The sequence below is a fragment of the Oribacterium sp. oral taxon 078 str. F0263 genome (assembly GCF_000469565.1).
Taxonomy (GTDB): domain Bacteria; phylum Bacillota; class Clostridia; order Lachnospirales; family Lachnospiraceae; genus Oribacterium.
On record NZ_KI273127.1, the window covers coordinates 81,549 to 95,453 of the forward strand.

13 protein-coding genes are annotated in these 13,905 nt (G+C 56.5%); all 13 read right to left on the reverse strand.

Annotated features, from left to right (window positions below; all coding sequences use genetic code 11):
- Positions 1 to 45: 45 nt before the first annotated feature.
- The gene (gene leuS, locus HMPREF1986_RS09580; RefSeq protein WP_021774641.1) at positions 46 to 2,466 is read right to left on the reverse strand and encodes a leucine--tRNA ligase; all 2,421 of its coding nucleotides are present in this window, start codon (positions 2,464 to 2,466) and stop codon (positions 46 to 48) included.
- A gap of 85 nt (positions 2,467 to 2,551) precedes the next feature.
- Positions 2,552 to 4,450 (reverse strand): excinuclease ABC subunit UvrC, encoded by a 1,899-nt coding sequence (uvrC, locus tag HMPREF1986_RS09585; RefSeq protein WP_021774642.1) that lies wholly within the window; start codon positions 4,448 to 4,450, stop codon positions 2,552 to 2,554.
- A gap of 84 nt (positions 4,451 to 4,534) precedes the next feature.
- The gene (locus HMPREF1986_RS09590; RefSeq protein ID WP_242837373.1) at positions 4,535 to 5,899 is read right to left on the reverse strand and encodes a putative glycoside hydrolase; all 1,365 of its coding nucleotides are present in this window, start codon (positions 5,897 to 5,899) and stop codon (positions 4,535 to 4,537) included.
- A gap of 250 nt (positions 5,900 to 6,149) precedes the next feature.
- Positions 6,150 to 7,370 (reverse strand): FprA family A-type flavoprotein, encoded by a 1,221-nt coding sequence (locus HMPREF1986_RS09595; protein ID WP_036600156.1) that lies wholly within the window; start codon positions 7,368 to 7,370, stop codon positions 6,150 to 6,152.
- A 6-nt stretch (positions 7,371 to 7,376) separates the two neighbouring features.
- Complete coding sequence (gene rd, locus HMPREF1986_RS09600; protein ID WP_009215936.1) at positions 7,377 to 7,541, reverse strand: rubredoxin; 165 nt, start codon at positions 7,539 to 7,541, stop codon at positions 7,377 to 7,379.
- Positions 7,542 to 7,793: 252 nt separating this feature from the next.
- A complete protein-coding gene (gene rpmF / locus HMPREF1986_RS09605; RefSeq protein ID WP_009215937.1) occupies positions 7,794 to 7,976 on the reverse strand; it encodes a 50S ribosomal protein L32 in 183 nt (60 codons plus the stop codon).
- A 146-nt stretch (positions 7,977 to 8,122) separates the two neighbouring features.
- On the reverse strand, positions 8,123 to 9,319 hold the full coding sequence (locus HMPREF1986_RS09610; protein ID WP_021774646.1) for an acetate/propionate family kinase: 1,197 nt from the start codon (positions 9,317 to 9,319) through the stop codon (positions 8,123 to 8,125).
- Between the two features lie 29 nt (positions 9,320 to 9,348).
- The gene (gene pta, locus HMPREF1986_RS09615) at positions 9,349 to 10,353 is read right to left on the reverse strand and encodes a phosphate acetyltransferase (RefSeq protein WP_036600188.1); all 1,005 of its coding nucleotides are present in this window, start codon (positions 10,351 to 10,353) and stop codon (positions 9,349 to 9,351) included.
- Positions 10,354 to 10,387: 34 nt separating this feature from the next.
- Positions 10,388 to 10,720: a cyclic-di-AMP receptor gene (locus HMPREF1986_RS09620; protein WP_009215940.1), complete on the reverse strand. Its 333-nt coding sequence runs from the start codon at positions 10,718 to 10,720 to the stop codon at positions 10,388 to 10,390.
- Between the two features lie 371 nt (positions 10,721 to 11,091).
- Positions 11,092 to 12,243, reverse strand: a complete 1,152-nt coding sequence (locus HMPREF1986_RS09625; RefSeq protein WP_021774648.1) for a tRNA(Met) cytidine acetate ligase — start codon at positions 12,241 to 12,243, stop codon at positions 11,092 to 11,094.
- Between the two features lie 9 nt (positions 12,244 to 12,252).
- Positions 12,253 to 13,050 carry an MBL fold metallo-hydrolase gene (locus HMPREF1986_RS09630; RefSeq protein WP_021774649.1) on the reverse strand — a complete coding sequence of 266 codons (798 nt, stop codon included), beginning with the start codon at positions 13,048 to 13,050 and terminating at the stop codon, positions 12,253 to 12,255.
- Entirely contained in the window at positions 12,992 to 13,600 is a 609-nt protein-coding gene (coaE, locus tag HMPREF1986_RS09635) for a dephospho-CoA kinase (RefSeq protein ID WP_021774650.1), read from the reverse strand. The genes HMPREF1986_RS09630 and coaE overlap by 59 nt, the downstream gene beginning before the upstream one ends.
- Positions 13,594 to 13,905, reverse strand: a complete 312-nt coding sequence (locus tag HMPREF1986_RS09640; RefSeq protein WP_021774651.1) for a hypothetical protein — start codon at positions 13,903 to 13,905, stop codon at positions 13,594 to 13,596. The genes coaE and HMPREF1986_RS09640 overlap by 7 nt, the downstream gene beginning before the upstream one ends.

Sequence of the window (13,905 nt, forward strand, 5' to 3'; positions counted from 1 at the left end):
TCGTTATTTTAATTAAATCTTTATAACCCAAGGTAAGAAAAGATTTCAGTTTTGCACAACTAAATTGAGGATCTTGCCCGGAACATATATTTCCTTTCGAACGGTGCCGCGGAGCCTGTCGCCGAGCGCCTCCTTTCCGAGGGAGATGATCGACTCCCGGGTCTCATCGGCCGGGACGTGGATCACGAGCTTCGTCTTCCCGTTGATCTGGACCGGAATCTCCAGCTCCTCCGATTTCATGGCCTCCTCATCAAAGGCGGGCCAGCCCGCGGAAAAGACCGTGCCCTCTCCTCCGAGATCATGCCAGCACTCCTCCGCGATATGCGGAGCAAAAGGGGCAAGGAGAACGGAAAAAATGCGGAGCGTCTCCCGGTCGATGCCGCCCTCCCTCTTCGCAAGCTCGATGAGCGAGTTGTTGTGCTCCATAAAGCCGGAGACCACGGTATTCAGAGAAAAATTCTCAAATCTTTGCTCAATATCATGGACCAGCTGGTGGCGGATGCGAAGCATCTCCCTCGTGGGAGAGAGCTCGCCCTCCCTGGACTCCTGGACCAGATTATAAAAGCGGTTCAGGAAGCGGTAGACACCGTCGATCCCCCTCTCGTCCCACTCCGCATCCAGCTCCGGCGGACCCACAAAGAGCTCATAGAGTCGAAGCGCGTCGCAGCCGTAATCCCTGACCAGAGCATCGGGGGAGACGACATTTCCCTTCGACTTCGACATCTTGATTCCGTTCTTTCCGGTGATCATCCCCTGATTGAAGAGCTTCCGGAAGGGTTCCTCGAAGCCGATCACGCCGATATCATAGAGGAACTTCGTCCAAAAGCGCGAATAGAGAAGATGCAGAACAGCGTGCTCCACACCGCCGATATACATGTCCACCGGGAGGTAGCGGTCCGCCTTTTCCCGGCTCACAAGCTCCTTGTCATTGTGGACATCCACGTAGCGGAGGAAATACCAGGAGGAGCCTGCCCACTGCGGCATCGTGTTCGTCTCTCTCTTCGCCGGGCCTCCGCAGACGGGACAGCGGCAGTTCACCCAGTCCTCGATCGCGGCGAGCGGGGACTCCCCTGTGCCGGTCGGCTCATAATTTTCCACCTTCGGGAGCTCGAGCGGAAGCTCGGACAGCGGTACGGCGACATTGCCGCATTTTTCGCAGTGCACGATCGGAATCGGCTCTCCCCAGTACCTCTGCCGGGAGAAAACCCAGTCGCGGAGCTTGTAGCTCACGGTCTTTTTTCCAAAGCCAAGCTTCTCGATGATATCCGCTGCCTCCTCCTTGAGCCGGGAGGATTCCATGCCGTTCCATTCTCCGGAATGGATCATCGTGCCGGACGCCTCGGTATAGGCCTCCTCCATATCCGGCGTCTCCTTCCCGTCCTTTGCGATGACCTGGACGATCGGGAGACCGAATTTCTTCGCAAAGGCGAAGTCTCTCGCGTCGTGGGCGGGGACACACATGATCGCACCGGTCCCATGGTCTGCGAGCACATAGTCGGAGATCCAGATCGGAGTCCTTTCTCCGTTCATGGGATTTAACGCATAGGATCCGGTGAACTCTCCCGTCTTGTCCTTGTCGTTGACAGACATCCTCTCGACATTGGACTTGTTCGCCGCGCACTCGATATAGCGCTCCACGGCCTCTCTTCTGTCCTCCCTCGTGAGCGTCTTTACCAGCGGATGCTCCGGAGCGAGAACCAGGAAGGTCGCGCCGTAGAGGGTGTCCGGGCGGGTGGTGAAGACCTTGATCTTCTCCGATCTCCCCTCTGCCGGGAAGTCCACCTCGGCGCCATAGGATCTCCCGATCCACTCGGCCTGCATCTTCTTCACCTTCTCCGGCCAGTCCAGCTTGTCGAGATCCTCCAAGAGGCGGTCCGCATACTTTGTGATGCGAAGCATCCACTGCCGGAGATTCTTCTTCGTCACCGGCGTCCCGCATCTCTCGCATTTTCCGTCCACGACCTCTTCATTCGCAAGACCGGTCTTGCAGCTTGGGCACCAGTTGATCGGAAACTCCTTTTCATAGGCGAGGCCGTGCTCAAACATCTTCACGAAGATCCACTGCGTCCACTTATAGAATTTCGGATCCGTGGTGCTGAGCTCCATGTCCCAGTCATAGAGCGCATTGATCTGCTTCAGCTGACGCTTGATATTCTCGATATTTTTTTTCGTCGTGATCGCGGGATGGATACCCATTTTGATCGCATAGTTTTCAGCGGGGAGTCCGAAGGCGTCCCAGCCCATCGGATGGATGACATACTTCCCCCGGATCAGCTGATACCTCGCCCAGGCATCGGAAATCACATAGCCCCTCCAGTGGCCCACGTGGAGCCCGGAGCCGGAGGGATAGGGGAACATATCCAGGCAGTAATACTTCTCCTTCCCGCTGTCCTTCGGATTGATAGGATGCTCCTCCCAGAACTTTTGCCACTTTTTTTCAATCGCTTCATGCTGATATTTGACCATTCTACACCTCGGCTTTTCTGTATGGCGGATGGAGCCGCCGCGCGGCATCTCATGTCCGTTTAGTATAATTCTTTTCTGCGCTTCGTCAAGCGGTGCTTTCCCCCCGAAAGAAGCGGTAGACGCGTTCTGCCGCGTGGATATCCATGGAGGGGCAGGCCGCAAGGCTTTTTATGTCCGCGGTCCTGATGTGGTCGATGTCCTTAAATTCTTTCATCAGTGCCTTTTTCCGCACTGCTCCGATTCCGGGGATTTCATCCAGGAGGGAGCGGATCTGTGTTTTTTCCCGGAGGGAACGGTGATATTCGATCGCGAAGCGGTGCACCTCGTCCTGGATCCTTGTGAGAAGGCGAAACACGTCCCCGCTCTCCGGAAGCGGAAGCTCTCTGCCCTGGTAGAGGAGCGCTCTCGTCCTGTGGTGCTCATCCTTCACCATTCCGCAGACTGTGATGCTGCTGATTCCAAGCTCCGAGAGCACCTCCTCGCAGACCGATACCTGCCCCTTTCCGCCGTCCATCAGAATCAGCTCGGGGAAGACGGAGAAGGAGCCGAGCGCATTATTTCTGCCTCGCTCGGCATTTTGCTCCATTTCGCGAAGTCCGTGGGAGAAACGGCGCGTGAGCATCTCCCGCATGGAGGCATAGTCATCCGGCCCCTGCACGGAGCGGATCCGGAACTTCCGGTAGTCATTCGGCTTTGCCTTCCCGTCGATATAGACCACCATGGAGCCCACATTGAGGGCGCCGGAGGTATTCGAGATATCGTAGGATTCGATCCTCCGGGGCGGCTTCTCCATCTTGAGGAGCTTCTGGAGCGTGAGCACGGCCCTCCCCAGCTTCTTCTCCTCCTCCCGATACTTCTCCCGGTAGCGGTTCATGAGGATGCCCGCGTTCATCACGGCGAGCTCCACAAGCTTCTCCTTCCCGCCGATCAGGGGCGTCCTGATATTGACCTTCCTCCCCTTCATCCCGGAGAGGCAGGCGGAGAGCAGCTCCGCCTCCGGAAGCTCTGTCTGCACGAAAATCTCTCTGGGGATAAAGGGGGTCCCGTTATAATACTGCTTCAGAAAGCCGGACAAGAGCTCCTCGTCGCTCTCCTCCGGATCGATGTCAATAAACTGGTGATCCCTTCCTATGATTTTTCCGTCCCGGACAAAGAAGATCTGGATCACGCAGTCGGAGCCTTCCCTCCGCATGCCGATGATGTCTCTGTCCTCCCCGTCGTATGCGGTGATCTTCTGGCGGCTCTGAACGGCCTCAATGGAGCGGATCAGATCCCGAAGCTCCATCGCGGTCTCGAAATCGAGATTGTCCGAGGCCCGGCTCATCCTGCGGGAGAGCTCCTTTACGATATCCTCGTACTTCCCGTTCATGAAGTCCAGTGCCCGCGAGACCTGCGAGAGATAGTCCTCCCTACTCTGCCTTCCGATGCAGGGGCCGTCGCACTGATGCAGGTCATAATAGAGGCAGGGCCTCGGGAGACGCTTTTCCTCCGTGAAGACCTTATTGCAGTTTCGGATGCGAAAGCTCTTCCGGAGAAGCTCAATCACCTCATTGACCTGCTCCATGGAGGCATAGGGGCCGAAGTAGCGGCTCCGGTCGTTCTTCCTCCTCCGCACCGCCCGCACTCTCGGAAAGAGCTCTCCCAGGCTGAAGGCGATATAGGGATAGTTTTTGTCATCCTTCAAAAGCGTATTGTAGCGCGGCTTGTACTCCTTGATGAGGTTGGATTCCAGGATCAAGGCCTCAAGCTCCGAGTCTACGACGATGTACTCAAAGCGCTCCACAAGACTCACCATCTGCTGAATCTTCACGGATTTCCGATAGGACTTCTGAAAGTATTGTTTGACGCGGTTTTTCAGGACCTTCGCCTTCCCGACATAGATGATCTCGTCCTTCGGCCCATGCATCAAATAAACTCCCGGCAGAGCCGGGAGTTTTTTCAGTTCCTCCGGGATATTAAAATCAGTTTTCTTTTCCGCCGGCATCCCTTCCCTCCCACTGTCTGAAAGCCCGCCTGCATTCTCAGCTCCTCTTCCAAAGGAAAGGGAAGGAAAAGATCCGACGTCTCCCTATGGGGACGAGGAGGATTCCTTTCCGGAGCTCCCCGAGGGCAGGAGAGCGGCATCCCTGCTCTCCTCCTCCGCCTTCTGAGAGGCCGCGACGCTCTCCTCCTCTCTCTTCCCCTCCTCCTTGGATCGAAAGGCATTCCAGTCATAATTGTTCGCCGCGTTCCAGATCAGCCACTCCTCATAGCCGCTGTCATAGACCGCCTGAATCTGCTGGCGGATCTGCTGCGGGCCGTAGTTGATGTAATGCTGCAAATAGGAGGCGGTGAAGCCCTGGAGCCAGGGGCGGATCGAGGCCTGATACTGGCCCTGGCTGTAGTCGAGCTGCAGGTCCTTCCGCGACGCCGCGAGCGCCCCCCGGATCGTTTTATAGGGCTCCATATCCGGGTAGGCTATCCCGAAATTGCCGTTTCCGTAGTGAGAGGGATAGATCATCGGACACATGTAGTCGACACAGGTGGCCATCAGGGAATAATCCTGTCCCACCGAAATCGTGTCTACATAGGAGCCGATAATCGTCCCGAAGACATCCGCAGACATGAAGACATTCTTTTTCGCCATGCGATCCGAGATGAACTGGACAAATTCCGTTATGATCTTTGTCTTGTCGAGGCCCTGCGTATCCTCTTCGGAGTAGACGACCTCGTTCATGCCCTTCTCCGTGCAGAAGCGGACGTAATCGAACTGAATCTCGTCGAAGCCGCTGTCTGCGCAGGCATCCGCGATCTGGGCAATATACTCCCAGTACTCCCTCTTATAGGGATTGACCCAGCTCATCCCGGAATTATCCCGGAAGACAGATCCGTCCGCCTTTTGGTTCATCCACTCCGGCTTCACCCCTCCGAGATAGGGGTCCCGGAAGGTCACAAGTCTCGCAATCGCATAGATTCCGTGCTCGTGGAGCTTGGAAAGAAGCCCGGGCAGGTCGGAAATCGTATTGACCGTCGCCCCCAGCTCCTTCGCAAGTGGAGCATCCAGCTGAGAGGCGATCCGCCCGTGATCATTTTTAATATCGATGACCACCGCGTTCAGCTCGGTCTGATCCATGTGGGAAATGATCTCGTCCATCCGTCCGGAGCCAGCCGTATTGTCTGTCAGGTAAATCCCCTTGACCAGGACCTTCTTCTTGCTGACCTTCTTCTTTTTCCAGATCAGCGCCTCCTGTGCGGCAGCTTCCGATTCCGCCCTCCTGGATTCCTCGATGGACTGCTGGCTCACGGACTCCGCATAGAGGGATTCCGCGGCAAGCTCGGACTCATACTCCTTCAGCTCGGCTGATTTATTGACATTATAGACGAGCGGTCCCTGCCCCCGGCAGGCGAAAAGTACAAGACAGGAAATCAGAAGGAGCATAAGAAGTCGTTTCATCTTTGCTCTCCAGAGGAAAAGCGGCGCGCTCCACACTGCGCTGCCCCGCTGCCCCATAAAAATGGAAACTCAAGCCAGAATTCCGATAATCGACAGCTGTATTATACCACTTTCCGTCTGATAAGCAATCTTTTATGGGACAAGCCCCCATTTCCATCGAAAAAAGGGACCCATGCGGAAATCCCCTGCTCTGCAATCAGGATGGCATAACCGTATCGGTCCCCTCGCCGCCTCACTTTGTCCGCGGCTCTCAGTCCTTTTTCTCTTCCTTCACGGAGGAAGCGATGGCATCTGCGAGCTTCTCCATCGCCTCCTCGGAAAAGGCGGCGGAACGAATCGTGAGAAGATCTCCCACATATTCGATCCCCTTCATGCTGTCAAAATATTCCTTCATGAGCCTTCCGCTCTGCGGAGCCCAGGAGCCGTTCTCGATGAGAGAGACCTTTTTATTCTGGACAGAAAGAGCCTTCATATCCAGAAGGAGATCCTCCATCTTCGGGAAAAGGCCATTGTTGTAGGTCGTCCCGGCAAATACCAGATTTGTAACACGGAAGCACTCCGAAATGCAGAAGGACTGCTCCGTCTTTGAGACATCAAAGGCGCGGATATTCCGGATCCCCCGTTCTCCGAGCCGCATGCACAGGCTGTTGACCGCGGAATCCGTATTTCCATAGACCGAGTTATAGAAGAATGTGACGCCTCTCTCCTCTGCCTCATAGCGGGACCAGCTGTCATAGAGACCCAGAATGAAGCTAAGATCCTCCTCCTTCCTCCAGACCGGCCCGTGCAGAGGACAGAGCATACGGATCGAAAGCTTCGCGGCCTTCTTCATCGCGTTCTGTGTCTGCGCGCCGTACTTTCCGACGATATTCGTATAATATCTTCTCGCGTCATCCACAAAGTCCTTTGCGCGGCAGTCGAGTTCATCTGCGAAGAGGTTTCCGTTGTTGCAGCCGAAGACGCCGAAGGCATCCGCAGTGAAGAGGATCTTCTCCGTCTCGTCGTAGGTGAACATGACCTCCGGCCAGTGTACCATCGGAGCGAAATAGAAGCCAAGCTTATGTTTTCCGAGGGAGAGCTCGTCCCCCTCCTTCACCAAAAGCCTTCTCTCCTCCGGAAGAGCATAGAAAAACTGCTCTATCATCTGGAAGGTCTTTGCATTGGATACGACGAGTGCGGAGGGATACCTCCGGAGCACCTCATCAATCAGGGCGCAGTGGTCCGGCTCCATATGGTTGACGATGAGATAGTCGAGCTTCCTCCCGGAGAGGGCATATTCCACATTTTCAAAGTACTGACGCCCGACGGTCTGATCACAGCTGTCGAGAAGCGCAGTCTTCTCATCCAGGATGAGATAGGAATTGTAGCTTATGCCGCGGTCCAGAGGAAAGAGGTTCTCGAAGAGATGAAGCCTCCTGTCCTCCACGCCGACATAGACGATGTCATCTGTTACATTTCTGGTCGAATGCATTTTGAATCACCCCTCAGACGGTTCAAACTGATCCTTACCCACGCCGCAGAGCGGACAGACGAAGTCCTCGGGGACGTCCTCCCATGATGTTCCCGCGGCGACGCCGGAATCCGGCTCTCCCTTTTCAGGATCATAGATATAACCGCAGACTGTACATACATACTTTGTCATGACATACTCCTTTCTATTGATAGACTCATCGGCCTCTCAGCCGAAACCGGAATCATGATACCATCATACGCAGTACGCGTCCAGTGCGTTTCCCCCCGCTTCCTTGTTTTTATCCAAAAACAGCAGATCGCCGAAAGGCTCGCGCAAAATCTCCTGCGGCCTTTGTGTAAATGAAGTCTGCCGGCAATATATTGAAACGGCGATGAAAAAGAGCCCCGGATCTCCGGGGCTCTGAGAAATTCCAGGGGAGGATCAGTCCTCCACCTTTATGATCTCACGCTTATTGTAAGAACCGCAGGCCTTGCAGACTCTGTGAGGCATATGCAGAGCGCCGCACTTTGAGCACTTCACAAGATTCACCGCGCCCATCTTCCAGTTCGCTCTCCTGGAATCCCTGCGAGCCTTGGACGATTTATTCTTGGGACAAATCGACATTGATTCACACCTCCTTCGTCTTAGTCTTTGGACGGTTCGAGCTGTCCGATGCAAAGATCCCGCAGGATCCGCGCATACGTTACACTCTACACTATGGAGGGGAAAAATGCAAGCGAAAAATCATCCATGCCTCCGCTCCTCTTTCCTTATCCCAGGACAAGGCGCTTGGTATCCCTCGCGATCGCAAGCTCCTCGTTGGTCGGGATCAGGAAGATCTTCACCCTGGAATCGTCGGAGGAAATCAGCCTTTCCTCTCCTCTGACATTATTTCTCTCATCGTCGATCTTCGCTCCCAGATAACCCAGGTACTCCTCGACGATGCGCTTTCTCGCGTTCTTGTCGTTCTCCCCGACACCGGCCGTAAAGGAGATCGCATCCACGCCGTTCATCGCCGCCGCGTACGCGCCGATATACTTCGCTACACGGTAGCGGAAGGCCTCGAGCGCGACCTTCGCCATATGATTTCCCTCTGCCGCCGCCTTCTCGACATCCCGGAAGTCCGAGGAGATCCCGCTCATCCCGAGGATGCCGGACTTTTTGTTCAGGATGTTCAGCACCTCGTCCGCGGTCTTATGCTCGTGGTTTGCGATAAACTGAATGACAGCGCCGTCGACATCTCCGGATCGGGTCCCCATAATGAGACCCTCAAGCGGGGTAAGGCCCATAGAGGTGTCGACCGCCTTCCCGCCGATGGAGGCGGAGATGCTGGCCCCATTTCCGAGGTGGCATACGATCACCCTGGCCTTCTCCGGGTCCAGCTTTCCGAAGCGGATGGTCTCTCCGGAGACATAGGCGTGGCTCGTACCGTGAAAGCCGTAGCGGCGGATGCCGTACTTCTCGTAGTATTCCGTCGGAATCGCGTAGTAATACGCCTTCTCCGGGAGGCTCATGCCGAAGGTCGTGTCAAAGACGGCGATGTTCTTCTTCCCCGGAACGACCTTTTCACAGGCCTCGATTCCCATGAGATTCGCCGGATTGTGAAGCGGTCCCAGGTCGAAGCATTCGCGGATCACCTTCTTCACCTCGGGTGTCACGACGCAGGACTGCGTGAACTTATTCGCCCCGTGCAGAACCCTGTGTCCGATCGCGTCGATCTCGTCGACGGAGCCGACGACACCATGATCCCCGGTCAGCTCATTAAATACCAGCTTCACGGCGACGGAATGATCCGGCATCGGGGTTTCGATCACGACATCCTCCCGATCCGGGACCTTGTGCGTAAGCTTCGAGCCCTCGATGCCGATTCGCTCACAGAGTCCCTTTGCCATCACAGTCTCCCGTTCCATATCGATAAGCTGATACTTGAGGGAAGAAGAGCCACAGTTAATTACCAGAATTTTCATTACGTTTCTCCTAAAAAGATATCGTTTCCTTAATCAAAGAGCTGACACTGCACCGAGGTGATTGCGACGACACCGACGATGTCATCCGCGCTGCAGCCGCGGGAGAGATCGTTCACCGGTCTTGCGATCCCCTGCGTCATGGGGCCGTAGGCCTCCGCCTTTCCGAGCCTCTGGACGAGCTTATAGCCGATATTTCCGGCGTCAAGATTCGGGAAGATGAGGGTGTTTGCGTGCCCTGCGACCTCGGAGGACGGGGCCTTCAGGGCGGCGACAGCGGGGACCAGCGCAGCATCCAGCTGCAGCTCCCCGTCCAGGGCGAGCTCCGGCCTCTCCTCCTTTGCGATCCGGACCGCTTCCTGAACCTTCGTGACATCATCGTGCTTCGCGGAGCCCTTGGTCGAGTAGGAGAGCATCGCGACCTTCGGCTCCTTTCCGATCAGGAAGCGGAAGGAATCCGCGGAGGCCTCCGCGATCGCCGCGAGCTCCTCCGATGTCGGATTCTGGTTGAGCCCGCAGTCGGAAAAGACGAAGCTGCCGTTCTCCCCGTAGGGACAGTCCGGAACATTCATGACGAAGAAGGCGGACACCAGCTTTGTCCCGGGTTTTGTCTTCAGAATCTGAAGCGCGGGACGGAGGGTGTCGGCCGTGGAGTGGCAGGCCCCGGAGACCAGGCCGTCCGCATCTCCCATCTTCACCATCATCATGCCGAAGTAGGTATTCGATTCTGTGAGAAGCTTCCTCGCCTCCTCCTCACTCATCCCCTTCTTCTTCCGAAGCTCCGTCAGCGTTTCGACATAGCTCTCCAGCTTTTCGCTCTTTTTGGGGTCCACGATCCGCGCCCCCTCGAGCTTGTCCCCCAGGGCCGCCGCGTCCGCACGGATCTTCTCCTCATTTCCGAGAAGAATGAGCTTTGCGAAGCCCTCCCTAAGGATCCTGTCCGCCGCATCCAGAGTCCTCCGGTCCTCGGACTCCGGGAGGACAATCGTCTTCAAGCTTCCCCTCGCCTTTTCCTTTACATCATCAATAAAAGCCATCCCCATTCTCCTTTCCTAAAAGCAGAACACCCTCTTAATACTTCTCAAAGCGGTCCAGCGGAAGGACCATGATCGTCGCGCCGCCGATCTCCACGTTCATCGGCATCGTCGTGTAGCTGACCATGGAGCTCCCCGAAATATAGGGCATATTGACGGTGATATTCTGTCTCTTCCCGCACTGCTTTTTGATGATCTCTATGCAGGAATCCACCCGCTCATCCTCGAGGGCGATCATGAGCGTCGTATTTCCCTTTCGGAGAAAGCCTCCCGTCGTGGAAAGTCTGGTCACGGAGAAATGCTCCTTCATGAGCGCACCGGTCACATCATCCTCATTGTCATTTCGGACAATCGCATAGATCAGTTTCATTTCGATAGTCCCCCTTTCCGCAGTCCGGCCTCCCCGGCACGGCAAAGTCCCGGTTTTTCGCCGGGCGCGGTTTTAAAAAATAAAAAATAAGTTTGCGGGGCCCCTCCCCCGCTTCCTGCTCATGCCGGGGCGCGCCTCAAGCTCTGCGCACTATGATTCCCGGATTGCTCCGCGCTCTGCGCTCCCGCAATCCGCCCCTTCATTCGCACTCCGCAGGGCCCCTCCCCCGCTTCCTGCTCATGCCGGGGCGCGCCTCAAGCTCTGCCGCCCTGCTTTCTGCAAGCAGCCCGCAGGGCGGAGAGCTTGGGCGCTATAATCATATTGTACACTAGTTTCTGTGGAATTTCTACATTGCGGAGGGGTATTTGGGCTTATCTTCGGACGAGAAGCAGTTTTTGCCGCAGTTCTTCCGGGGCATCCGGATAAATCTGCCGGTAAAGGGAAGCGCCGAGGAGGTCTGTCCGCATCGAAAAGCTCTCTCCGAGGGAGGTGTCCCGCCGAAGGGCTCTCCCGGGTGAGACTAAAGGAGGTCTTTTGAGGGCGCCGAGCATTTCTCTCCCCTCCTCGCTCACAGAGAGGACGCGGAGGAAGGGCGCATATCCTCTCTCCCTTTCTCTTTGGTACTCCTCCGATCGGATGTCGAGAAGGATGTGGAGAAGAGCCCGGGAGATCCTGCTCCAGGTGAGATTCTTCCCCTTTGCCCTTTCGATCCGCTCCCGAAAACGAAGTTTCTCTCCGGCTCTCTCCAGAATGCGGGCGGAGAGCTCCCTGGAGACATCCTGAAATTCTGTGAGCGGGATCTTGGAATGGTGGAGCAGAAGGAGGCGGTAGGAGAGCATCTCCGAGAGCATGTCAAGCTCCGCGTAGCAGCGGTGCCCGCAGTCCCTTCCGCAGCTTTCCATGATATCCTCCCGGATCGAATGCGCGCTCCGAAGGCGCATATTTCTGGGAATCAGACGAAAGGGGAAGGGATTTCCGAGGCTTTTCAGAGCCTTCAGATATTCCAGCCCGAGGAGGTCATTCGGAGAGAGGGAGAGGGAAGGCCCCGGAAGGAATTCAGACAGGGCCTTCTCCCTCGCTCGGGGAAAGCTCTGCCCCTTTCGGAGTCCATCCCTCAGCCGGGCGGAAAATGCTGTCCCCTCCCGATCCTCCCGGAGCAAAAAGGATGCGATCTCCTCCAGTCTCTCTCTCCTTCCGCTCTCCGAGCCGAAGACAAGCTCATCGACGATGCCGCAGTCCGACAGCATTGAGATCCCGCTCCGCGCGAAATCCTCCGCGGAGGATACGGAAAAGCAGAGCGGCATCTGGAGGAGGAGGTCGACACCGCCGAGGACCGCCTTTTCCGCCCGCTCGTACTTCGAAAAAAAGGCGGGCTCCCCCCGCTGTACGAAGTCCCCCGACATCACGGCGATCACATAGTCTGCGCCGCATTCCTCCTTCGCTGTTCTGAGAAGATAGCGGTGTCCCTCGTGAAAGGGATTAAACTCCGCCACAACTCCGATCACTTTCTTCCCTCGGAACATCCTCTCTCCCTAAAACTCTATGATTTCAGAGACCGCATGTCTCTTTGCGACGCTGATGGAAAGCCCCTCGGAGCGATTCCCGCTCTCCGATCGGTCGATCACCTCCCGCACCGTCCGAAGGGCAAGCTCCGGAAGATTATTCTCCTCCGAGAGATGCCCGAGAAAGATATGCTTTAGTCCGGGATGCAGGATGGTATCGATGAGCTTCCCGGAGATCTCATTGGAGAGATGTCCCCGGTCCGAAAGAATCCTCCGCTTAAGGGGAAGAGGATAGGGTCCGTCCGCGAGCATCCTCGGATCATGATTTGCTTCGATCAGGACAGCGTCCAGATCTCTGAGATGCCCGCAGATGTAATCATCGAAATGTCCCAGATCCGTCGTCACCGCCGCGCATTTCTCCCCCGATCGGACGCGGTAGGCGACGGGGTCCGCCGCGTCGTGGTCGATGGAGAAGGGGAGAATCTCCAGGGAAGCGATCCGGATGCTCTGGTCCGGCAGGATCGGATGGAGAAGGCCGCGGTCGAAGTCGCCGAGACTCTTCGAGAGCAGTGTCTCCCGAAGCGTTGCCAGGGTCCCGTAGATCGGAATCCCGTACTTTCTGGAAATCGTCCCGACCGCTCGGATATGGTCGATATGCTCATGCGTCAGGAAGATCCCGTCAATATCCGAAAGAGAAAGGGAGAGCGCGGAGAGCCCCTCCGTAATCGCCTTCTGCGTGACGCCGACATCGATCAGGATATGCGTCTCCTCATCTCCGATATAGCTTGCATTCCCGCTCGAGCCGCTTGCAATGCTCGTAAATCTCATCCCTTGTTTCCTCTTCCGATCCCGAATTATCCAGCGTCCAATCCGAAAGACTCCGGTATTCCTCGTCACTTCTCTGGCTGTCGATGATCCGCTCCGCGTAGGCTCTGCTGTAGCCCCTTCCCTCCCGGAGGCGGGAGATCCGGACCTCCCGCTCTGCATAGACAAACCAAACCTCTGTACAGGCGCGGAGAAAGTGCTCCTCCGGAAGCGCCGTCTCCACCGCGAGGCTCTCTCCTCTCTCCCGGGAAAGGAGCATCCTCCGCTCGACCTCCTGCCAGACGGCGGGATGTACGATCCCCTCGACCTCTTTTCGAAGCGCCGCATCCCCGTAGATCCGCTCCGCAAGCTTCCTTTTATCGATTCCCTCTCCGGATGCCGTCCCGATATCCGGAAGGAGACGGAGCAGAGCATGAAAAACCGGATTTCCCCTCCGATAAAGGTCTCCCGCGACCTCATCCGTGCGGAGGCCGCATACGGAGAAGTCCCGCTCCAGGATCGTGAGCACCGTGGATTTTCCGCTCCCGACGCCCCCGATCACGGCGATCAGCATCCCCCCTCCTCTCCCGGCCCCGCGCTGTCAAAATATCCGGCCTTCTGCTCGTTCAGCCACTGCCGCGCTCTCTCAAGGCCCTCCTCCGAGAACGAAAAACGCTCCCTTTTCTTCCGGCTCTCCTCCGTGTGCTCAAAGGCATAGGGCTCCGGCCAGACGGTTGCGAGAAGCTCGGTCTTCTCCCCCCCGTCCTCTCCCGAGCTGCTCTTTTCCAGGCGATAGCGCATCCCCTCCGAGGAACCCGTGAAGCAGCTCTTTTTCAGAAAGCCGATGTGCATGATATCCTCTGCCGTAATTTCTTTCAA

Excerpts from the sequence above, each read along its gene's own strand:
- HMPREF1986_RS09630 (WP_021774649.1), bottom strand. The coding sequence starts at position 13,050 with ATGAGATTTACGAGCATTGCAAGCGGCTCGAGCGGGAATGCAAGCTAT.
- coaE (WP_021774650.1), bottom strand. The coding sequence starts at position 13,600 with ATGCTGATCGCCGTGATCGGGGGCGTCGGGAGCGGAAAATCCACGGTG.
- HMPREF1986_RS09595 (WP_036600156.1), bottom strand. The coding sequence starts at position 7,370 with ATGCATTCGACCAGAAATGTAACAGATGACATCGTCTATGTCGGCGTG.
- HMPREF1986_RS09590 (WP_242837373.1), bottom strand. The coding sequence starts at position 5,899 with ATGAAACGACTTCTTATGCTCCTTCTGATTTCCTGTCTTGTACTTTTC.
- HMPREF1986_RS09610 (WP_021774646.1), bottom strand. The coding sequence starts at position 9,319 with ATGAAAATTCTGGTAATTAACTGTGGCTCTTCTTCCCTCAAGTATCAG.
- rpmF (WP_009215937.1), bottom strand. The coding sequence starts at position 7,976 with ATGTCGATTTGTCCCAAGAATAAATCGTCCAAGGCTCGCAGGGATTCC.
- leuS (WP_021774641.1), bottom strand. The coding sequence starts at position 2,466 with ATGGTCAAATATCAGCATGAAGCGATTGAAAAAAAGTGGCAAAAGTTC.
- HMPREF1986_RS09620 (WP_009215940.1), bottom strand. The coding sequence starts at position 10,720 with ATGAAACTGATCTATGCGATTGTCCGAAATGACAATGAGGATGATGTG.
- uvrC (WP_021774642.1), bottom strand. The coding sequence starts at position 4,450 with ATGCCGGCGGAAAAGAAAACTGATTTTAATATCCCGGAGGAACTGAAA.
- pta (WP_036600188.1), bottom strand. The coding sequence starts at position 10,353 with ATGGCTTTTATTGATGATGTAAAGGAAAAGGCGAGGGGAAGCTTGAAG.
- rd (WP_009215936.1), bottom strand. The coding sequence starts at position 7,541 with ATGACAAAGTATGTATGTACAGTCTGCGGTTATATCTATGATCCTGAA.
- HMPREF1986_RS09625 (WP_021774648.1), bottom strand. The coding sequence starts at position 12,243 with ATGTTCCGAGGGAAGAAAGTGATCGGAGTTGTGGCGGAGTTTAATCCC.